Origin of the sequence: uncultured Campylobacter sp., from assembly GCF_938045535.1 — a bacterium.
Lineage (GTDB): Bacteria > Campylobacterota > Campylobacteria > Campylobacterales > Campylobacteraceae > Campylobacter_B.
Genome location: NZ_CALIMQ010000017.1, coordinates 1 through 21,636, shown reverse-complemented (window position 1 = coordinate 21,636; position 21,636 = coordinate 1). Strand labels below are relative to the sequence as shown.

Annotated in this window: 17 protein-coding genes; 1 reads left to right on the top strand and 16 read right to left on the bottom strand. The window is 50.1% G+C overall.

Annotated features, from left to right (window positions below):
* The 14 genes from Q0095_RS00830 to Q0095_RS00765 all read right to left on the bottom strand — a co-directional run.
* On the bottom strand, nucleotides 1-1,350 hold a 1,350-nt coding region (locus Q0095_RS00830), incomplete at its 3' end, for a beta-ketoacyl synthase N-terminal-like domain-containing protein (protein WP_297880468.1).
* Nucleotides 1,331-1,747 carry a hypothetical protein gene (locus tag Q0095_RS00825; protein ID WP_297880466.1) on the bottom strand — a complete coding sequence of 139 codons (417 nt, stop codon included), beginning with the start codon at nucleotides 1,745-1,747 and terminating at the stop codon, nucleotides 1,331-1,333. The genes Q0095_RS00825 and Q0095_RS00830, both read right to left, overlap by 20 nt.
* Nucleotides 1,744-2,286 carry a 4'-phosphopantetheinyl transferase superfamily protein gene (locus tag Q0095_RS00820; protein WP_297880464.1) on the bottom strand — a complete coding sequence of 181 codons (543 nt, stop codon included), beginning with the start codon at nucleotides 2,284-2,286 and terminating at the stop codon, nucleotides 1,744-1,746. The genes Q0095_RS00825 and Q0095_RS00820 overlap by 4 nt, the downstream gene beginning before the upstream one ends.
* A gap of 759 nt (nucleotides 2,287-3,045) precedes the next feature.
* Nucleotides 3,046-4,224 (bottom strand): pyridoxal phosphate-dependent aminotransferase, encoded by a 1,179-nt coding sequence (locus tag Q0095_RS00815; protein ID WP_297880462.1) that lies wholly within the window; start codon nucleotides 4,222-4,224, stop codon nucleotides 3,046-3,048.
* On the bottom strand, nucleotides 4,221-4,700 hold the full coding sequence (locus Q0095_RS00810; protein ID WP_297880460.1) for a hypothetical protein: 480 nt from the start codon (nucleotides 4,698-4,700) through the stop codon (nucleotides 4,221-4,223). Before Q0095_RS00810 ends, Q0095_RS00815 begins: the two co-directional genes overlap by 4 nt.
* 12 nt (nucleotides 4,701-4,712) lie before the next feature.
* Nucleotides 4,713-5,408: a serine O-acetyltransferase gene (gene cysE, locus Q0095_RS00805; RefSeq protein WP_297880458.1), complete on the bottom strand. Its 696-nt coding sequence runs from the start codon at nucleotides 5,406-5,408 to the stop codon at nucleotides 4,713-4,715.
* The gene (speA, locus tag Q0095_RS00800) at nucleotides 5,405-7,243 is read right to left on the bottom strand and encodes a biosynthetic arginine decarboxylase (protein ID WP_297880456.1); all 1,839 of its coding nucleotides are present in this window, start codon (nucleotides 7,241-7,243) and stop codon (nucleotides 5,405-5,407) included. Before speA ends, cysE begins: the two co-directional genes overlap by 4 nt.
* The gene (gene hisS / locus Q0095_RS00795) at nucleotides 7,240-8,481 is read right to left on the bottom strand and encodes a histidine--tRNA ligase (protein ID WP_297880454.1); all 1,242 of its coding nucleotides are present in this window, start codon (nucleotides 8,479-8,481) and stop codon (nucleotides 7,240-7,242) included. Before hisS ends, speA begins: the two co-directional genes overlap by 4 nt.
* Before the next feature lie 177 nt (nucleotides 8,482-8,658).
* The gene (locus Q0095_RS00790) at nucleotides 8,659-9,141 is read right to left on the bottom strand and encodes a hypothetical protein (protein WP_297880452.1); all 483 of its coding nucleotides are present in this window, start codon (nucleotides 9,139-9,141) and stop codon (nucleotides 8,659-8,661) included.
* 215 nt (nucleotides 9,142-9,356) lie between these two features.
* A complete protein-coding gene (gene recG / locus Q0095_RS00785) occupies nucleotides 9,357-10,808 on the bottom strand; it encodes an ATP-dependent DNA helicase RecG (RefSeq protein WP_297880470.1) in 1,452 nt (483 codons plus the stop codon).
* Nucleotides 10,809-12,912: 2,104 nt separating this feature from the next.
* Nucleotides 12,913-14,172: a pitrilysin family protein gene (locus tag Q0095_RS00780; RefSeq protein ID WP_297880450.1), complete on the bottom strand. Its 1,260-nt coding sequence runs from the start codon at nucleotides 14,170-14,172 to the stop codon at nucleotides 12,913-12,915.
* A gap of 531 nt (nucleotides 14,173-14,703) precedes the next feature.
* The gene (locus tag Q0095_RS00775) at nucleotides 14,704-15,753 is read right to left on the bottom strand and encodes a dehypoxanthine futalosine cyclase (RefSeq protein WP_297880448.1); all 1,050 of its coding nucleotides are present in this window, start codon (nucleotides 15,751-15,753) and stop codon (nucleotides 14,704-14,706) included.
* On the bottom strand, nucleotides 15,746-16,288 hold the full coding sequence (locus Q0095_RS00770; RefSeq protein ID WP_297880447.1) for an NfeD family protein: 543 nt from the start codon (nucleotides 16,286-16,288) through the stop codon (nucleotides 15,746-15,748). Before Q0095_RS00770 ends, Q0095_RS00775 begins: the two co-directional genes overlap by 8 nt.
* Nucleotides 16,285-17,205 carry a stomatin-like protein gene (locus tag Q0095_RS00765; protein ID WP_297880445.1) on the bottom strand — a complete coding sequence of 307 codons (921 nt, stop codon included), beginning with the start codon at nucleotides 17,203-17,205 and terminating at the stop codon, nucleotides 16,285-16,287. The genes Q0095_RS00770 and Q0095_RS00765 overlap by 4 nt, the downstream gene beginning before the upstream one ends.
* Nucleotides 17,206-17,323: 118 nt before the next feature.
* Between Q0095_RS00765 and Q0095_RS00760 the strand changes: the two genes are divergently transcribed.
* The gene (locus Q0095_RS00760) at nucleotides 17,324-18,514 is read left to right on the top strand and encodes an MFS transporter (protein WP_297880443.1); all 1,191 of its coding nucleotides are present in this window, start codon (nucleotides 17,324-17,326) and stop codon (nucleotides 18,512-18,514) included.
* Between the two features lie 10 nt (nucleotides 18,515-18,524).
* Here Q0095_RS00760 and Q0095_RS00755 read toward each other — a convergent pair whose 3' ends face one another.
* Nucleotides 18,525-19,676 carry an MFS transporter gene (locus Q0095_RS00755; RefSeq protein WP_297880441.1) on the bottom strand — a complete coding sequence of 384 codons (1,152 nt, stop codon included), beginning with the start codon at nucleotides 19,674-19,676 and terminating at the stop codon, nucleotides 18,525-18,527.
* Nucleotides 19,677-20,194: 518 nt separating this feature from the next.
* On the bottom strand, nucleotides 20,195-21,636 hold a 1,442-nt coding region (locus tag Q0095_RS00750; protein ID WP_297880440.1), incomplete at its 5' end, for an ABC transporter ATP-binding protein.

The following is a 21,636-nucleotide window of genomic DNA, read 5'->3' as shown; positions in this document are numbered from 1 at the left end:
TGCGATCTTTGCGGCGTCTTTTAAAATTTTATCGTCCGCGCCTTGCAAAGCTTTAGACGCGGTCAAAATTTCATCCGCGCTGCTTTTTGAAATTTTACCCTGCGCGTTTTGTAAAATTTCACCTCCCGAGCTACATGAAATTTGATCGCTTGCGCTGTCTAAAATTTTATGGTTTTGCTCGCTGTGCCGCGCCTGCGCGCCGTGAAAAATTTCAGCCTCCGAGCCGCGCCAAATTTTATCGTTCGTAAAATTCGGCGGGATCACGCCCTGTCTGATCGCCTCGTAGCAGACGGCAAGCTCGATCGCCCCCGCAGCGCCCAGGGTGTGTCCGGTCGCCCATTTGGACGAGCTTGCGGGCGCTAAGGGTAGGGCGGCGCTCATAGCCAAGGCCTCCATCGCGTCGTTGGCCGCAGTGCCCGTGCCGTGCAGATTTACGTAGTCCACGCTTTGCAGCTGCGCCGATTTTAGCGCGGTTTTGATCGCTGTGATCTGCATACGCGCGCTAGGATCGGGCTTGGTGATGTGGTAGGCATCGGAGTTTGCGGCGTGAGCTAAAAACGCAACGTCGCTTATGCGCTCGCGCGAAAGCACGAATGCGCAGGCTCCCTCGCCTAGATTTGTGCCTGATCGCGCCTCTGAAAACGGCTTTAGCGGCTGCTCGCTTAAAATTTCAAGCGCGCTAAAGCCCTGTAGCGTGAGCTCGTCTAATGCGTCGGCGCCGCCGAAAACGACCGCGTCGCAAAATCCGCAAGAAATGAGGCGCGAAGCTTCGATTAGAGCCTTGTTTCCGCTGGTGCACGCACTCGAAATTCCGATCGCGACGGATTTTAGCCCAAAGCGTTCGCGGATAAAATTTGCGGGGTTTGCGTGGGAGTTGCGCTCGAAGCAGAAGTTTTTAAATTTATCGTTTGCGTTTTTTGAAATTTTGGCGAAATTTTCGCCGTTTGGAGTAGAAATTTCGCTGCACGGTGCGGAGTTTTCGCCATCTTGAGAGATAAAATTTTCCGCGCCCTTATTGCAAGCGAAAAATTCCGCATAGTTTTCCTGTACGCCGGTATTGGTGGTCGCAAACACCACGCCTACGCGGTGCGCGCCGAATTTTTGCACAGCTTGCTCGATCTGCCCCTGCACGCCGAGGCAGGCGTAAAGCGCCAGAGCGTTCGTGCGCGTGGCGTAAGCGCGATCTTTGATCTGCGGCAGCGGCGTATCCACGCGCCCAAAGATAAAATTTTTGCCACAGACGCTAAGCTTTCGCAGCGCGGATCTCTTCTCGCACAGCGCGCTAAAAAGCTCTGCAGCGCTGTTTGCGCCCGCACAGATGAGCCCAGGGCTACTTAGATACTGCGTCATATCGGCGCCCCTTTGCGTTTATGGTGAAATTTGCTTTATCCGCATTCTCAAGTAGGGCTAAGAATACTTGCTCGCTTTGCGAATCGGGCGGCAGGAAGCCGTCGTTGCAAAATTTTGCTTCGCCGCCTTCGATCGATAAAATTTTACGTGAGATCGGCGCGCCTAGCATATCGAGCCAGACGAGCTTGTAGCGGCTCTCCTCGCCGTTTGCGGGTGAAATTTTGGAGATCAGGGCTCTGCTTTTTACGCCGAGCTCGTCCGTCAGGACGAACTGCTTTTGGCTAAATTCCGCTATCTGCTCGGGCGCTTTGCGCGCGCATCCGCCTATAAAAAACGCGGCGCAAAGCAGAATGAAAGCCGTTTTAGAAATAGCGTAAAAACGATAAACAGGTCTCAAAAATTCTCCCTAAAAACGAGCGAAATCAAAATCTCGCCCTCCAAAATATAGCTCTTGTAGGGCCACGCCCTGCCGCGCTCATCAAGCGCCAAAGCCTCACCGCCAGCGCCGCGCGCCAGCCCCACGCGAGCAAGTGCGTAAAAACCTAGGTTTCGCGCCTTAATCAGCGCCTCTTTGATCGTGTAAATTTTATAAAAAACGAGCGCTTTTTCGCTCTCGTCCGCTGCCGCCAAAAGCTCGCGCTCAAAGGCGTTGAAACAAAACTCGCTCGCCGCGGCAAAATTCCGCGGTTTTAAAATTTCAAGATCGAGCCCGAATTTTTGCCTCGCTAGAGCCACGGCGACGATCGTTTTGCCCTCCGCGCTTTTGTGCGAGATACAAAATTTGCCGCGCTTTTTAAAGCGCGCTTTAAGCGCCCGCGAAACGCGAAACTCGCGCAGATGGCTTCGCGCTCGCGCCAGCTTCTTATCGCGCCTGCTCAAAAGCCGCCGCGGGGCACACAGATCCTCGTCGGTGATTAAAATTTTTATCTCGCTCATAAAGCCCTGATTTTACTAAAATAGTCTTTATAAAAATATAAAATAGCGCTGCGGCGTTAGAATTTCGTTTAAAATTTATTTGATGAGATTGGGTTCAAAGGCGCACTAAAACATAAAATTTATCGCGTTTGCTCGGGCGCGGTAAAATTTTAAAATTTAGCTCGTTTTCGGTCTACGCCGCGCGTTTTTTTTGGTTCGTCGTGTGTCACTGCTATGCGGCGTCGGTTGTGTTCGTTGCGCTCGTCTTGTTCGTCGTATTTTGTGTGACCGTCATGTTTGGTTAAATTTTTAGCGCGGCTGTATCAAGAGGCAAACAGCGCAAGGTTTGAAAGTCTCATCGTAAAATTTTAAAATTTCACGATGAAATTCAAAAGCTCTACCGCAGGCGGCGTTTGCGCCAGAGCTTTTGCGACGAAATCCGGATGCGTCGTGTGATGAGCTTTAAAATTCCGAAGCGAAATTTTAAATCACGAGCAGTGCGCGGCGCGGCAGGCATCGTAGTATAACAGCGCAAAATTGGCCGTATTTGATTTGAATAAAACGGCATAAAATTTAAGCGCTCCTAAATACGGCAGCTCGAGATTTAAATGTCCTTAAACTAAAGCGGTTCGAAATTTAATCGTGCTTAGCTAGAACAACCGCATTAAATTCTGAGCTACGCCGTGCCACGCTAAATTTGCCGCCAAGCCGCATTAAATTTTATGTAAAAATTTCGCTGCTAAGCTACGGCAAATTTAGATCAAAATTTCGCTGGCATGCCTATCTGTGGTAATTTTTTACGAATTTTTCTATGCGCTCAAAGCCGCGTTTTAGATTTTCCATAGAGCACGCAAAGCTTACGCGGAAGTGCCCATCCATACCAAATCCGCTTCCTGGCACCGTGGCTACGAGCCCTTTATCTAACAGTTGCATGCAGAATTTCATACTATCAGGTTCTACCTGAGAGCAATCTATGAAGAAATAAAATGCGCCGTCGGGCTTTACGACGCCAAGTCCCGGGATCGCACCTATCGCGTCGGTGCCGAAATCGCGCCTGCGCTCGTATTCGCGCCTCATCTCCTCGATATAATCATCCGCCTCGCCGCGCAGCACTGGCATAGCGCCTGCCTGGACGATGCTTGCTACGTTGCTGACGCTTTGACTTTGCAGGTTTATCATCGCCTTATTTAGCTCATCGATCGCACAGGCGGTGTATCCGAAGCGCCAGCCGGGCATCGCGCCACATTTGCTTAGCCCGTTGATCGTCACGGTGCGCCTAAACATATCCTCGCTGATGCTTGCTGCGGCTATGAAGCTCTTGCCGAAGACGATTTTTTCGTAAATTTCATCGGCAATTACTAAAATATCCGTGCCTTTTAGCACTTCCGCAAGCTCTTGTAGCTCCTGGCGCGAATATACGGCGCCTGCGGGGTTACTCGGGTTGAAAAGGCACAGCGCCTTCGTGCGCGGCGTGATCGCGGCTTTGAGCTGCGAGGCGGTGATTTTGTATCGGTTTTCCGCCTTGGTGTCTACGATGACGGGCTTGCTGCCACAAAATTTTACAATTTCTGGGTAAGTGACCCAATAAGGCGCCGGTATTATGACCTCATCGCCTTCGTTTAAGATGCAGTTAAAGGCGTTAAATAGCGAGTGCTTGGCGCCTACGTTAGTGATGATCTGATCAGGCCTGTAGTTTAGAGCATTATCGCGCTTTAGCTTCTGCGCGATTAAATTTAAAATTTCAGGCGTTCCGGCAACAGGCGTATATTTTCCGCAGCCCTTGGCCATAGCTTCTATGACAGCCCTTTTGGCGACCTCTGCGGTATCGAAATCAGGCTCGCCCGCGCTTAGGATCACGACGTCTTGCCCCTGGGCTTTCATCTGTTTGGCTTTAGTGCTGATTGCGATCGTTAGGCTTTCACCGAGCTTGCTTACGCGACTTGAAAGTGTTAATTTCATTGATGCTCCTTGGATTGGTTTAGACAATTTAAAATTTGATTTTTGACGCTAAAAGCTCTGCCGCCGCTTGGGTCTTGGTTGTAGATATCATCGATTTTATAATCGCCTCCGCTACGGACGAGTTTGTAGATTATCGTCTGCACGTCGTAGGGGCAGGTCTGCGTCACTACGACAGTATCGCGCTGCCCTAGCTCAAAATCATATTTCGCGTCGTCGCAGACATCCTGACCGCCGATTATCGGATCATAGTCCAAGCAGCCTACCTCACCTTCGCCAGCAGATGCTTCATCCTGCATAAGCACGGATCTGAAAGAAGCCGATAAGACATTTTTGTGATCGCCGAAATAGGTATTCCTGATGTATAGACTTTTTACTAGGCTTATTCTGGCGTTGTCCGCGGAATTTTTTGCGCTATTAGCATCGCTACCGCTTGCCGACAAAATAGCACAAATTATAAAAAATAGAGCCTTTTTCACTTTTAACCCTTATTATTTTAATGATTTTAGATACTCTTCGTAGAATTTATTGAGATCCTCATCCATTTCGGCGATATCTTTTCTGCCGCTGCAGATGCAATCTTCCAAAATTTCGATACGCTTGATGAGATATTTGATAAGCTCCTGGCTGATATCGGGAATTTTATTATGCGCTAAAGGATCACTCTCGCAGCTTCCTAAAATTCTAGCCGGCACGCCCACGGCGGTGCAGTTTGGCTCGACGTCCTTTACGACGACGGAATTTGCGCCGATTTTGGAATTTTCGCCGATGGTGATGTTGCCTAGCACTTTGGCTCCCGCGCCTACTACGACGCCGTTTTGTAGCGTCGGATGGCGCTTGCCGTGCTCTAAGCTCACGCCGCCGAGAGTAACGCCCTGATAGATCAGACAGTTATCGCCGATGATCGCCGTTTCTCCGATGACAAGCCCCGTGGCGTGGTCGAAAAACACGCCCGAGCCGATCTGCGCGCCGGGGTTTATATCTACGGCGGTGATTATGCGGGTAAGTCCGCTGATCGCGCGAGCTATAAGCTTAAAACCTCGCTCGTAGAAAAAGTGCGCGAAGCGGTAATTTATCAGCGCCCAGACGCCGGGATAGCAGAAAAATATCTCAAATACGCCGTTGCATGCGGGGTCTTGGCGCAAGGGCTCGGTGAAGTCCTGTTTTAAAATTTGCCAAAAACTCATTTGATCGTCTTTAGATAGCTGTTGTCGTTTAAAAACAGATATAGCTCGCCCAGGATATGCTTTTTCTCTTTTGCGTCTATGAGGTCTGATTTTTCGACGCGCTCGTTTAGGCTTTCGCGGATATCTACTACGTCGTAGTCCATATCCTCCAAGATGTCGATGACTGATTGCGATTCGATGAAATCCTTGATCTCAAAACCGCCGTCATCGCGTAAGATCACGGTCGCTTCGGTGGGGTGCGCAAAGAGGTTGTGGCTCATGCCAAGCACTTCCTGGTAGGCTCCGACAAGAAAAAAGCCCAAAAAATACTCCTCTTTTTCAGGATCGAAATCGTGCAGAAAAAGCGGATTTTTTTGATTGTCGAATTCTATCTCGCCGTCGCTATCGCAGGTGATATCCCAGATCGACGCCGATAGCGTGGCGCGCTCGTCCAGCCTCTCTAGCGGCATGATTGGGAAGTGCTGCTTGATGCCCCAAAAATCGGGCAGGCTTTGAAAGATCGAGAAATTTACCAAATAGCGTTCTTGGGCGTTGCCTAGGGAGTTTAAGAAATTGCTGTATTCTTGCTTATTGCCTAAAATTCCATACGCCTTTCGCATTATTAGATGAACTAAAATTTCGCCGTTTGAGCGGTCGATCAGATCGACATATCCCAGATCAAAAAGGGTAAGCACGCTCTCCATATGCGACATAGCATCGTGCAGATACTCTAACGCGTTGGATGGCTTTAGAGTTTTATACAGATCGTATAGCTCGGCGACTACCGGCGGATTATCCTTTTTTAAGGCGAGCTTTTCTTCGGCGTATTCTTGGGTAAAAAGCTCCAAAATCGGCGCCACAAGCACTGCATGGCTGGCGGCTACGTATCTGCCGCTCTCGATAAAGATATCAGGCTCGGCCTCTTTTTTATCCTCTGCGATCGATTTTAGCAAAAAAACCACGTCGTTGGCGTATTCTTTTAGCGTATAGTTGCGGTTGGAGCTTTCTTTGGCTTGGGAGTATTCGATAGCGAGCCCTCCGCCTAAATTTATGGATTTTAAATTTTTCGCACCCATTTTACGAAGCTCGGTATAGATATTGCCCGCCTCGATGAGGGCTTTTTTGAGCGGATGGATCTCTGTAATCTGCGAGCCGATATGAAAATGAATCATCGTAAATTGCTCTATGAGGTCGTTTTTCTTCAGTAAGTTTATCGCCTCTATAAGCTCGGTCGAGGTAAGGCCGAATTTGGAATTTATCCCGCCGCTTTTCGCCCACATACCGCTTCCGGAGTTATGCAATCTGATGCGAAGCCCGATGAAAGGCTTTGGCGCAAAGCGCTCCTTAGCCGTTTCGATGATGGTTTCAAGCTCGTTTAGCCCCTCGATCGTAAGCGTCACGTTATGCCCCATCTCTGCGGCGATGAAGCCGATATTTATAAGCTCCTTATCTTTAAAACCGTTTACGGTAATCGGCGCGCCGTATTTGTTATACGCCATCGCTAGTAGCAGTTCGGGCTTGCTGCCGGCCTCTAGCCCGTATCCGTAAGGCTCGCCGATATCGACTAAATTTTTAACGAAGCCCGGGAATTGATTTACTTTGAGCGGATAGACAGCGTGGAATTTTCCCTTGTAATCAAACTCCTTAATGGCGCGGTTAAAATTTGAGTAAATTTCAACGATCTGCTTTTTGATGAGGTGCGGGAAGCGCAGTAGTATCGGGCCTCGCACGCCGTCTGCGCGGATCTCTTTTATTATATCCACTAAAGGCTGCTTAAAATCGGAGTTTAGGCATAGCTTGCCGCCGTCTATCGTAAAGTTGGAATTCCCCCAAATATTTAGTCCGTAATCGCTCATGCTCTATCCTTAAAAAATGCTTCGACCTCTTTAAATTTAATCGCAAAGGTGCTTTGATCCTCTAAATTTTTGCACCACACCTCGGCGCGATCAAACTCGTTCTGCCCGATGCAAAGGCAAAATTTCGCCTCCGCCCCGTCAGCCGCTTTTAAATGCTTGGCTAGGCTCCTGGGCTCGTATGAAATTTGAGTTTTACAAAACTTTCGCAGCTTTAGCGCAAATGAAAATGCCGTGCTAACAAACGCCTCATCCAGCGCGCCGATATAAATCCCCTCGCGCTCTTGAGGGGCTTCGCGCGTTTTTAAAATTCCGGCTATTCGCTCGATACCGATCGCAAAGCCTACGCCCGCCGTCTTTCTGCCGCCTAAAAACTCCACGAGTCTGTCATAGCGCCCGCCGCCGCCTACGGCGCTTTGTGCGCCAAGTTCGGATGAGACGAACTCAAAGGCGGTCTTGCAGTAGTAATCAAGCCCGCGCACGAGCTTTGCATCGATTTCAAATTTTTGTCCGTTTTGGGTTAAAATTCTTTGCAGCTGCTCAAATTCCGCAGCGCAGGCGTCGTTTAAATTTTCAGTTATAAGCGGCGCAGCGGCTAAAATTTTCTGGCAGCTTTCGTTTTTGCAGTCCAACACGCGGATCGGATTGGTGTCGATACGCCTTTGGCAGTCCTCGCAGAGCCTATCTTTGCGCTCTTGTAAGAAATTTACGAGCTTGGTTTTATACGCCGGCATGCACTCCTCGTCGCCTAAAGAGTTGATTTTAAGCGTTGCGGCAACATTTAGCTCGCGTAAAATTTGAGCTAGCATCAAGATCACGCTCGCATCCTCATAAACGCTACTTTGCCCGAAGCACTCGACGCCGAATTGATGAAACTCGCGCAGACGCCCCTTTTGCGGGCGCTCGTAGCGAAACATCGAGCCTTGATAATAAAATTTATGCACGCCGCCGCTGCGGTCTAGCTTTTTTTCGATAAAGGCGCGCACGACGCCCGCGGTGCCCTCGGGGCGCAGGCAGACGCTATCGCCGCTTTTGTCGCTAAACTCATACATCTCCTTGCCGACGATGTCGCTGCTCTCGCCGACGCTGCGGCGAAATAGCGCGGTCTGTTCGAGCTTGGGCGTTTCGATGAGGCAAAAGCCGTAATTGCGCGCCACGCGCTCGCACACGCTTAAAATTTGCGAGTAGATGCGCGCCTGTTCGCCTGAAATATCGTTCATACCACGAAGTGCCTTGATCATCGATAAAATCCTTTGTGAAATTTTAAAATTTTCAAATTTTTGCGGCGATTATAGTTAAATTTTCCTAAATTTTAAGCCCTGCCGCTCGCGGTTTTGTATCGGTTCTGCTTATTTACATCGCGCGCCGTTTCGGATTAGACGTCTATTTTAAACCGGCTAAGCTAGGCGGTAAAATTTCTACTTCGCCGCCTTGAAGCTCAAGAATTCCTCATAGCGGCGATCGATGATCTCTTTGATCTCGGCGTAATTTTGCGGCGAATTTTCTATGTAAAAATAGGCGTTGTCGAAGTTTTTATCGCCGAATTTTCGCGCGACGAAATCGTCGTAATCTTGCAAATACCAGCCGTGCGTTTTGGCAAATTTCGTGCGGTCCGTGGTGTAGTAGGCCTTTGCAAAGGCCTTGCCCGCGGTGTTTAGCTCTTCGCTGCTCAGCACGCCGTCCATGGCGCCAAAGAAATACCCGCGATAATCAAAGCTATCGACCATCCGCGCTATATCGTCCGCGAAATCCGCCGCAAAGTCCTTGGAGTAGAGCTTGCGCTCCATGCACCAGCGGAAGAAAAACGCGATGTGCGTCGCGCCGTTTTCCTGCGGGATATCTGTCGGCGCATTTGCCGCGCCCCAGTGCCATTTTGCCTTGTCGTAGGTCACGTAAGCCATTTTGCTCTCCTTTTTTTTCGGACTTTAAGTTGCATAAATTTTAGAAATTAAAAGCAAACGACGCTTGGTAAAGCTCTAAATTTTATCCGATGCAATCTGCGCCGTGAAATTTCAAATTTTATATCAGATCGCCCGTTACCTCATAATCGCATTCGCTTCGTAAAATTTTGCCGCGGCTAAAATTACGTTTAAATTCTATCGCATCTCGTAGAATTTCATGCACCCCGTCCTATGTCTTTTAGTCGCTGCTTTGCCGCAGCCGTCACGTCCTCTTCGTAATCATACCACGCAAACATCGCGCCGTGCTGCACCGAGCCACCCAGCAGATCGCCTCCTTGGCGGTTTTTCAGATCGATATTTGCGACCTTAAATCCGTCTAGTGTCGCTGCGAACTCGCGCAGGCGCTGCGGCGGAGATTTGAGCTTGGTGTAGAGGTAGCAGCGCCCCGCCTGGCCTTTGCGCCCGACGCGTCCGCGCAGCTGATGAAGCGACGCAAGCCCCATTCGCTCGGCGCCCACGATTAAAATGACGCTAAGCCGCGGCAGCGAGATACCCACTTCGACGATCGTCGTGGTTATCAGCAGCCGCCCCTCGTCGCGGAAGCGGCGCAGAACCTCTTCCTTGTCCTTGTCGCTGCCGTGAGTGATCAGCACGTCCGCAAACTGAGCCTTCCAAAACGGCGCCGCCTCCTCAAGGCTTTGATAGGCCGAGCTTTCGCTTTGTTGCACGAGCGGATAGACGATGATCGCTTGATTGCCCGCGGCGAGCTCACGGCGCAGATCCTGCATAAAGCCAGCAAATCCGTCGTTTTGCATGATTTTGGTTTCGATACGCTTTTCAAACGGCAGCTGTTTTAAAAAGCTAAAGCTCACGAGCTCGGACTGGATCATGCTTAGCGTGCGCGGTATCGGCGTGGCGCTAAACTGAATGAAATGCGCTCGAAACTCGCCGCTCCCCGTGAGGCGCGCGATCTTTTCGCGCTGGTTGGAGCCGAAGCGATGCTGCTCATCGACCATTATGAGATTTGACGGCGCGAGCTCGTGGTAGAGCAGGGCGTGAGTGCCGATGACAAGGTGCGCGTCCGCGAAATTCGGCTCGCGGTCGCCGCTTTTTACGAGCATGACTTTGATCTGCGGCGGCAGCAGGCGGCGCGCCTCGGCGTAAATCTGCTCAGCCAAGATGCTTGTAGGCGCCATCAGATAGCTGATGCGCGGGTAGTTCATCGCCGTGCTCGCGAGGATGACGAGCGTTTTGCCACTACCTACGTCGCCCATGACGACGCGGCGGCGTGCTAGAGGGCTTTGCAGATCGCTAGCGATATCCTTTATCGCGCTTAGCTGATCGCGCGTAGGCTCAAAAGGAAGCGAAGCAAGCCAGTCGGAGATGTCGCGCAGCGGGTAAATTTGCGCCGGGAAACTTGTTTTTTTCGCGCTTAGCTTTTGCAGGTAGTTTAGAATTTCTACAAATTTCAGCGTGCGTAAAATCGCAGCACCGCTCATCTGCGTGGCGGCTGCGGCTCGGACGGTCTCGGCGGCATGGACAGTTCCGGCGTCGCTTGCAATTTGAGTTATTGTAGGTATGGCGGTTGTAGCTTGGGCGGCTGCGGTCTGGATAGTTTCAGTTTGATAATGCGTAGGTTGTACGGCACAATCGCGCGAAGCGCTCATCGGTGCGGCGAGCGCGTCCTGAACAGCCTCGGCGGCGCTTGCGGTCTGAGCGATCGTAGGCTTTGCGGTTGCAGTCTGCACGGCTACTACCGCCTGAACATTTTTGGTTTGATCGCTTGCAGGCTGCGCGTCCGTAGCTTGTGCGTTCAAAGTTTGGGTGGTCGCGGCTTGCGCGCTTGCTACTCGGCTCGAAGTTTGGATTGCTGCGGGTTGCGCGCCTACGTCTTGAGTTTGGGCAGCTGCGGATTGCGCATCTACGTCTTGGGCGCTTAAATTTTGTTGCTCGGCTACGGACTGCTTGGTCGCGACATGCTCTAACATGGGTTGCGCGGTTGCGGCTTGAGTGTCTGCTGGCCATGCCGCTGTTTGGACGTCGGATACTAGGTCGTTTGAAATTTTATCGCCGCTTGTAGCCGCTTCATTGCCTGCTTCGAGGTCGTCCAAAATTTCATCTACGTGCGCATCGGCGCCATATGCGGCAAGAAAATTATCACCGCTTTGGACGCTAAAATTTTCGTCGTTGTAAATCTCCGCACAGCGCGCCCGAGGCTGATCGCCGTCTAAGATTTTATCGCTCGCAATCTCGCCGTCGCGGAGGCTCGGGAGAAGTGAAGTCTTCGCGCCCTTTGGAATTTCTCCGCTTAAAATTTCATTCGCCGCGCCGCACCTTGTTTCGCAGGCAAGAGCTCCGCTGCTTTGAGGATAGTTTGAAATTTTACCCCTAAAAATTTCACCGTTTTGCGATCTGCCGTTTAAAATTTCGGCGGCAGCGAGGCTTTGTGAGCTTGGAATTTCGCCGTTATCTGAAATTCCGTCGCCATTTAAAATTTTGTTGCTGCTTGAAATTCCGCCATTTAAAATTTCACTGCCGCTTGGAATTCTGCCGCTGTTTGAAACGTCGTCGCGCTCGCCGAAATTTTCCGCGCTGCCCTCCTTGAGCTGCCTATTTAGCGCGGCTAGCATTCGCACGCTGCGCGGTGAGCTCTCGTGTAGCGCAAGTAGTACCGCCGCCTCGTCCGCGCGCAGTCCGCAGCCTAGAAGCGCGCTCGCGCTTAGATATTTTTTGATCAGCTTTTGCGCCGCGGCGTCACTCAGCGCGGCTTTGTATTTGGGCGCGATCCTGCCCGGCTCGCTTACGATTTTTGGGTTTACGAACTGCCACGAGCCGAAGCTCTCGTCGCATTTGCCGTGGATGAAAAATTTTTTGCCGCGCTTGAAGGCGCCGAAGTGCCAGCTTTTGGCGTTGAAGATCACGATTTTGATCTCGCGCTCCCAGCTGAGGCAGTGCGCCGTGACGATGAGCATCGAGCCGCGCCTGTGCTGGAAGAGGCACTCGACCTCCGCTGTGCTCTCGCCCGCGCAGGGCGCGTCTCTGACGCTTAGATCGTCGAAGCTTTTGGGCAGAAGCAGCGCCAGATCCAAAAGCGTCGTAATGCCCGCTTTTTGCAGTGCTGCCGCGTCTTTTGCTTCAAAAATCAATTTTCATCCTTTAAATTTTTATAGGCGTTAAGCCATTGCGCTGTGAAATTTTATGCGTCGAAGCGAAATAGCCCGCCTAAATTTGATCGAAATTTTACGCGCCGCATCGAACGCTTGCCAAAATTTGCTCGAAATTTCGTTATTGCGGCAAATTTACTCGCCGGCTGCGCTTGTAAATTTTACTTACCTTGCGCGTATTTTGTTTGGCAGCCGTACTTTGCGGTGCACACCCGGTTTTAAAACGGCGCGCGAGCGCTTGAAATTTCATAGCACGATTTGCAAACCGCAAAAATTCAATTACGGCAGCCACCACCACGCGCCTTTTTAAATTTTACGGCGCGGCTTGCAAACGGCTTGTGAAATCGAGCTCTTATTTTACGCGCTGAAATCTTACCGAGCCGTGCACCGCGCCTTTAAATTTAACCGCCCCTATAAGGCTCGCAAATTTAGCTATTTCTGCAAAGCCCCGCAAATTTTAACGCAACGCAAACGCAGTTTTAAATTTAAACCAGCAAGCAGGCCCACAAACGCAGTGCAAAAGTAAAATTTAGCACCATTCGCGCCGTTTTATAAATTTAAAATTTACCCAAATTTTAGACCGATCATAGATACGCGCCGCGACGGGCTAAATTTTAAGCCCCTTTTTCGCGGCGGTCTCGTCGCAAATGACGGAAAAACTTAGGTTCATGATCTCGTCGTGCGATCTAATGAAATCGTTGAGCGCCCCGAGTTTTAGCGTCTCGATACGCTTTAAATTTCGCTCGAACTCGCCGAATGCGTAGCCCTTGTAATACTCGCTCTGCGCGATCGCTGCTCGCTTAAACATCGTCTCTTTTTGCAGCACGGCGCTTCCGATCAGGAATTTTTTGGCGCTTTTTAGCTCCGCTTCGCTCACGCCCGAGGCGATAAACTTCGCGATCTCCGCCTTTACGAGCGCGGCGGCGTTTTGCAAATTTTCGTTTTTGGTCTGCAAATAGCCCCAAAACTCGCGGCGGCTAAGCTCGAAATCACCGCGCGCATAGACCGAATACGCAAGGCCGTGTTTGACGCGGATGCGCTCCATCAGCCTGCTGCCGAAACCGCTACTTCCGAGCACGAATAGCGCGGTGTTTGCGATGAACTCCTGCTCCTTTGGCAGCGCAAAGGGCGCGCCGAAGTAGATGTAAGCCTGCTGTGTCTGCTCCTTTTGGATCTTTATCTTTTTCGCATCGCTCGGCGTGAAAAACGGCAGCTCGCGCTTTTCTCCGCTTGCAAAGAGGCTTAGAATTTCCGCGATTTTCTGGTTTTTATCGCTCACGTCACCACATAAAACGACGTATAAATTCTCTAAATTCAGCGAGGCGAAAAACTCCCGCACGTCCTTCATAGTGATCCGCTCTATGCTCGCCTCGTCGCCTATGAGCGGCCGCTCGAGCCTCGTGCGCGGATACAGAAGCGCTTTTAGGTTGCACGTCGCGATGTAATCGAACTCGCTTTTTAGCACAGCGATCTCGCCTATGGTTTGCATTTTTAGCTTTTCGAGCACCGAAGGCGTTAAATTGGGCTCTTTAAGCAGCTCTCGCAGCATATCTAGGCCGAAATCGAAGTGCTCTTTTAGGCAGTTTAGCTGGATGCCGAAGGTTTCAAAATTGCTCGCGGCGCTGATCTCGACCGCGCGGATATCGAGCTTGCGGTGAAATTCGCTCACTCCTAGCGTCTTTGAGCCCTCGCCCAAAACGCCCGCGCAGATGCGCGCAAGGCCCAGGGTCTTCTCGCTCACCGCGCCACTTGCTTTGAAAATTAGCTTGAAGCTCACCACCGGCAGCGAATCGTCGAATTGATACAAAAAGTCGATTTTAGCGTTCTTGCCGCCTTTAATTTTAAGTGAAATCTCTTTTTTTTCCATCGTTTTCCTTTATAAAATTTTTAAATTTCATCGTTCTTGCGGGCGCGGTTTTAAAATTTTGACGCAGCCAGGCCGCCTTTAAAATTTGCGCCGGGCTCGTTTTAAAAATTTCGCGCCAGGGTAGTTTTGCCCGTTCTGCTTTAAAATTTAATCGCGCCGCATTTTTGTAAAATTTCAGTGCCCGAAACGCCGCGCCGTATTCGCAGTACGAGACGAAATATATTCGCGCTCAAATACGGCAAGCGTTGTAAACGAAATGTCTCTCACGCGCCGTCTACGTCGCATTGATCTCGCGGCGTAGAATTTCGCGTCCAAAAAATTTTAAGGCGAAATTTCGCAGCGAAATGAAATTTTACCGTGCAAATTCCGCTTGCGCCTGTAAATTTAAACCCGTACCGATATCAAAATTTTAAATTTCGTTGCAAAATTCCACGATCGCAAAAATTCGCTATCTGTTTTAAGATAAATTTTGCCGCTAAATTCGCGCCGTAAGCGCATAAATTTCTGCCGCAAACACGCAAAAGTCCGCGCCTAAGCGTACGTCTCCAAAATATCGTAGTTGGTGTTGCGCTTGGCGGGTATTTCGCCTATGTCGCGGATCAGCGCTATCATCTCGTCCTTGCTCATCCGAAAGCTCGCGCCCGCGGCCTTTACGACGTTTTCCTCCATCATCGTGCTTCCCAGATCGTTCGCGCCGAATTTCAGCGCCAGCTGCCCGATGTAGCTGCCCTGCGTGACCCAGCTGCTTTGGATGTTTTTAAAATTATCCAAAAATAGCCGCGAGACGGCGAGCAGGCGCAGGTAGCGGTTCGGGCTTTGCTTTTTGATCTTGGGATGCTCGCGCAAAAGGCGGGTATTTTGCCCTTGAAAACTCCATAAAATGAACGCTCGAAAGCCGCCCGTGCGGTCTTGCAGCTCGCGGATTTTTTCCCAGTGCTCTACGATCTCGCGCGTGCTCTCCAGCGTGCCGAACATCATAGTGGCGGTCGTTTTCATACCGATGCCGTGTGCCTCCTCGTGCACTCTAAGCCACGTGGCGCTGTCGCTTTTACGCGGCGCTACGAGGTCTCGCACGCGGTCGCTTAAAATTTCGGCTCCGGCTCCGGGCATCGAGTAGAGCCCCTTGGCTTGCAGTCTGCAAAGTACTTCGAGCGTGCTGATGCCGCTAAGGCGCGCGATATAATCGATCTCGATCGCCGAGAAGCCGTGGATCGTGATGCTCGGATAATTTTTGTGGATGAACTCCACCAGATCCTCGTACCATTCGATTTTTAGCTTCGGATGAACGCCGCCTTGAAATAAAATTTGCGTGCCGCCCACGGCGATGAGCTCCTCGATCTTTTCGCTAATCTGCTCAAAGCTTAGCACGTAGGCGTCCGCGTCGCTTGCGTGGCGATAAAATGCGCAAAATTTGCAATCTACCATACAGGCGTTGGTGTAGTTTATGTTTCGATCGATGATGAAGGTCGTGACGCGCTCCGGGTGCAGCTCGCGCTTGCGCGCAAACGCCGCGCGCCCAAGCTCGTTCAGATCGGCATGCTCGATTAACTCTAGCGCCTCATCGGCGCTCATTCTAGCCATTGGCTCCCTTTAAATTTGCATCTCTTGCGGCGGCATTAGAATTTTTATCGTCGGTACTCGTGCTGTCGGCACCGCTTAAATTTGCGTCGCCGTTATTTAAATTTATCCCGTCTGCGCCGCTAGAATTTCGACTGCTATCTTTTTTAATCACGATCTGGCCGTTTTTTACGCCTAAAATTTCGACGCGGTCGCCCTCGTTAAGATCCGAAATTTCATCGCTTTTCCAAAACGTACCTTTGAAATAGACCATGCCGTTTTTGACGGTGCCGGTGCCGCTTTCATCTAAAAAGTTATCCTTATGCTTCTCTTCTGGTTTGAAAAAGCGTGATTTTAGCGGCTTTTTAAATGCGATTAGAAGCACGAACGAAAGCACGAACGAAAGTAGAATTTGCACGTCCCAATCAAGATGAAAGCCGAAGCTCAAAAGCCCCGTGATAAAAAATCCGGCGCTGAAAAATATAAAGGTAAAATCCATCACCAAAAGCTCGACGATCGCCAAAATCACGCCGATTATGATAAAAATCAGCGCGTTCATTTGAGCTCCTTCGCGCCGTTTTTGCTGAGGAATTCTTTAAGCACGCTAAGAGAGCCGATAAGCTCGCTCGTTTCGTAAGGGATCAAAATTTTATCCTTGCTCGGGTTTTTGGACAGCTCGCTAAAAGCGTTTACACGACCCTGCGCGAGCAGGTATTCCGCCGCGAAGCTGGAAGCGCTCATCGCTAAATTTATATTGTCCATCGCGTCTTTTTGACCCTGTGCTAGCGCGATCTGCTCGTATTTTTTCGCATCCGCCATACGCTCGATCGCCTCGGCTTCGAGCACCTTCTCCTGCTTTAGCGCCTCGGCGTTTCGGATGAGGGCCGCTTTTTCAGCCTCGGCTTTAAGCTCGATCGCGCGCTTTTCACGCTCGGCTTTCATCTGCATATTCATCGCCTCTTCGATGCCGTGCGGTACCGAAATTTCGGAAATTTCCACGCGCATGATCTTTACGCCCCAGTTATCAGCGGCATCGCCCAGAGCGATTTGTAGCTTGGAATTTAGCTGATCGCGCGAACTAAGCGTGCTGTCTAAGCTCATCTCGCCGATCGCGCTACGTAGCGTTGTCATCGCTAAATTTGAAATCGCGCGGCGATAATCCTCGACGTTGTAAAGCGCCATCTTACCGTCGATGACTTTTAAAAACACGATACCGTCGACGCTTATGTTGACGTTATCTTTGGTGATGACTTGCTGCTTGCTGATGTCCACGAGCTGCTCGCGTACGCTCATCTTAGCGCGTACCGCGTCAAAAAACGGCACGATGATGTGAAATCCGCCGTCGAGCACCTTGTGAAAGCGACCCAGTCGCTCGATGATTAAAATTTCCGATTGTGAGACGATCTTGACCCCCATCTTTAGAATTGCCGCGATGAGGACGCAAAATACTATTACCGTAGTTACGAACCCTTCCATTTTCACTCCTGAATTAAAATTTCGCAATTATAGCATTTTTAGCTTATTTTGGCTTTTAAGGCGCGCCGTGATACAATCGCTTAAAATTTTTTATAATTAATTTACGGGATAAAATTTTATGATCAGATACATAGTGCTGCTTCGCCATTCACGCAACTACCGACTGCTCTTTTCGGCGGGTTTTATATGTATGTTCGGCTTGTGGTTTTCGGTCGTTGGGATCGCTACGCTGCTGATTGAACTTGGCGCGCCGGTATGGGCGATCACGGCGGTAGGCGTCGTTTCGTTCGTGCCAAACGTTTTTTTAGCGCCCATCAACGGCATCATCGTGGATAAATTTCAACCAAAGCCTCTGATGACGGCGATGTTTATAACCGAGATGATCAGTATTTTCATGCTGATTTTTATCGATAGTTTGGATTATCTGTGGCTGCTGCTTCTGATTGTGGTCGTGCGAAGCGTCGCAGGCACGCTGTTTTTTCAAACCGAATCGTCTACGCTGCCGAAATTTCTAAGCCGCCCCTATCTAAAGCTTGCTAACGAGATGACGGGCATTATCTGGACGATCACATATACTTTCGGTATGGCGAGCGCGGGTATTTTTATCCACTATTTCGGCGTGCGAGCGGCATTTATTTTGGATTTTTGCTTATACGTTTTTTCCTTTTTCATCCTGCTGCGGCTAAATTTTAAAGACCTCGCAAGAAACGCGCCGGGGCCCGTGTTTAAGATGCTAAAGGAGGGCTTTTCTTACCTGCGCTCACATCCTTTGGTGGTGCATCTCATCGTCCTTCACGCCTTCGTCGCCGTCACCACCTACGACAATCTCATCGCGCTTCTTGCTAAATACCGCTACAAAGAGATTTTAAGCGCCTCGCTAGTCATCGGGCTTATGAATATGTCGCGCTCGGCGGCTGCATTTTTCGGGCAGATATGGCTAAGCAAGATCGTAAACAAGCACACCTTTTTTTGGATCCTGCTGGGGCAGTTTGCGGGCATCGCGCTGTGGGCGGCGCTAGAGTTTAACTACTGGCTTTCGTTTGCGGGCATGATCGCGGCGGGATTTTTCATCACGACGGTGTGGTCGTATTCTTTTACGCAGCTGCAAAGCCACGTCGATAGGGAGTTTTTTGGGCGCGTCATCGCTTACAACGATATGGCGTATTTCATCGTCGCGACGCTCGTGTCGGCTGCGATCGGGTTTTTTTTCGAGCTTGGATTTTCGCTTTCGCAAATCACCTTCGGCATGGGCTTTATGTTCGCAATCGCGGCGTTTTATTATAAATTTTTGATCTACGAAAAAATTTAAAATTTTAAAGCTATCTTTTCGGCGCGATCTCGGGGCGGAAAATAGCAAATATAAATAAAAAGCTCATCGCCGCGAAAAACACCCAGATAAAGCCGTTTGCGCCCAAAAATTTCATCATCGCGCCGATTATTAAAGGAGAGCAGAGAGACGCGCTTGAATAGATAAAAAGCATTGCCGCTGAAATTTGCACGCGAGATGCGCCCTCGCCGGTGATGGAGTCGTTTGCGCGCGCGATGGCGAGCGAATACAAAGGAAAGGCGCCAAATCCTAACATCAACGCAAGCGCGCACGTCAGGATGAAGCTTTTGGCAAAAAATAGCGCCGCGCAGGAAGCAAGACCTACGGCGCAAACTATCATTATGGCGCGTTTGCGACCGAACTTATCTGAAATAGTGCCGCAGACGAGCTGCGCTAAGAAGCCTCCTGCCATCGCCGATCCCATAAATGCGCCCACCGAGCCCACTCCAAGTCCCGCGTTTAGGACAAAAACGCTCGCCATCGAAAAAAAGCCGTTAATCAAAATGCCCGCGCAAACCACCGTCGCAAACGCAAGCGGCGGCACGATTGAAATTTGCGGCATCGAAATTCGCATGCGAGCGGGGACTCTAGGAGGATTGAAGCGGATTAAATTTACCGGCAGCAGCGCTAGGATGATGAAAAATGCGCTTAGCACGAAAACTTTCATCGTTCCGAAATTTAGCGCCAAAATTATAACTCCTATCGCAAACGCGCCGTAAAAAACCGCTTCGTAGATCGCGAGCACGCGGGAGCGGATAGCGTTTGTGATCTTTGAGTTGATCCAGCTTTCGATTATCATCAAAAGCGCGTAGTAGCAAAAGCCCAAAATAAAGCGCAAAATCGCCCAATATACGAGGTTTGAGCCAAGATCATGCAGCATTGCAGCAATTCCGAAAAGCGCCGTAAAGACCGCGTATGCCCGCACGTACGAGAGCGCGCCGATTATCGAAGGCACGAAAAAGCCGCTAAAGATCGCCCCTAAAAAGAAAAACGCCGAAATCGCTCCGATCTCAAGCTCGCTGTGGCCGGATTCTTTTAGCATGATGCCCGCGCTTGCGATGACTAGCGCGTCACCGATAAACATAAAGAAAATCCCCAGAAATAGGGGGCTTAGCGAGCGTGCCGCGCGCATAGATTCAAACAATGACTTTCCCTTGGAATTAAATTTGACGTATTGTAGCCTTTTATTGATTAAAGCTCGGTTTTTATGGCAAAATATTTGAAAAATTTCGATTCGGATAGGGATTTTAAAAAGATGCTAAAATTTATAAAGGAAAATCAAGCCAAAATTTTACCGCAGATGCCTAAGATCAGGTGCAGGTAGCGCCCAAAAGCCCAGCGTGCGATAAAATTTTATCGCAGCGGTTTTAAAACGGCGCGAATGTTTAAATTTAGAGGCGGCTTGCAACGAAGCGCTGAAATTTTGAGATAAAATTTTAATCCAAACGTTAAAGCTCTGGCAGTCGTGCCTCGTCGCATCAAAGAGACGAGCTTTCGGGTTTTATTGAAAAAACCCTGCAGCCAAAACCGTGATCCGTGTGGCTAAATTTCAAGGTAAAATTTCAATCTTTGCGGATAAATTTATACGGCTTGCTTCAAAGATAAAATTTTAAAATTTCGTAGGGCTAAACCGGGGCGCAAAAGGCGCAGAATTTTAAAGCTCTAGCCGTTTTGCATGATCCCCTTTAGGCTGCGATACTCCTCGCATTCGCCCGTCAGCTTCGCGTCGGTGTCGATGGCGAGGATGCGGCCGTTTTTCATCACGGCGATATTATCGGCGCGCTCGATCGTGGAGAGGCGGTGCGCGATTACAAAGACGATTTTACTTTGTTTGATCTTTTCGATGACGTTTGAGATTTCCTTTTCGCTTGCGTTATCCAGCGCCGAAGTCGCCTCGTCGAATATTAAAATTTGCGGGTCCTTATACAGCGCGCGCGCGATGGCGATACGCTGGCGCTGTCCGCCGCTAAGATTTGCGCCGAACTCGCTAAGCACGGTGTAAATTCCATCCTTCATCGAGCTTACGAACTCATAGGCGTTGGCGAGCTTCAGCGCTTCTATGACGCGCTGCTCGTTAAATTCCGCGCCGTAGCTTACGTTTTGCGCGATCGTGTCGTTAAAAATATAGACGCGCTGGCTTACGAGACCGATATTTTCGCGTAGGCTAGGGATGCTAAACTCGCCGATCTCGTCGTTGCCGTTGAATAAAATTTTACCGCTACTTGCGTCGTAAAAGCGCATCAGAAGGTTCACGACCGAGCTTTTGCCGCCGCCGCTGTTTCCGACGAGCGCTAAAATTTCGCCCTTTTTGACGCTGAAGCTTATGTCTTTTAGCGCCGCCTTGTCGCCGTAGTTTAGCGACACGTCGCAAAAGCTCACCGAGCCGATCTCACCCATCTGCTTTCCGCCTCCTACGATCGTAGGCTCCAAGTCTATGAGCTCAAACGTCCGCTCGCTCGCCGCGATGGCGTCTTGCATATTGTTGTAGAGCGATGAGACCTTTTTTATCGGGGTGTAGACCATAAAAAGCGCCGTAAGGAAGCTGAAAAAGCTGCCGATACTCATCTGGCCCGCGATGACCTCCTGCCCTCCGACGATGATCACCACGGCGATGCCCACGGCGCCTAGCATCTCCATGATCGGGCTTACCAGACATGTCGTTACGACCGCCTTTAAATTTAGACCGAAAAATTTCTTGTTTTCGGCGTTAAATTTCTCCACTTCAAAGCTCTCGGCGTTGCTTGCCTTGACGATTTCGATATTGGAGTAAATTTGACTGAGCGCCGAGGAGATATCGGAGGTTTTCTCTTGAGATTCGCGCGAAATTTTTTTCATCCGCTTTGCAAGGCGCGAAAGCGGATATATCGCGCACGGAAAGACCACGAGCGCGAAAAACGAAAGCTTTGGGCTCTGATAGATCACGACGCCCAAAAGCCCCAAAATCGTAATGATCTGCGTGAAAAAATCGGGGATCATATTCGAAACCACGACGCGGATGCGCTCAATATCGTTGATCGTACGGCTGATGAGCTCGCCCGTGCGGAAGCGGTTGAAAAAATCCACGTCTAGCCGCACGAGGCTTGCGACGAGCCTATCGCGAAAGC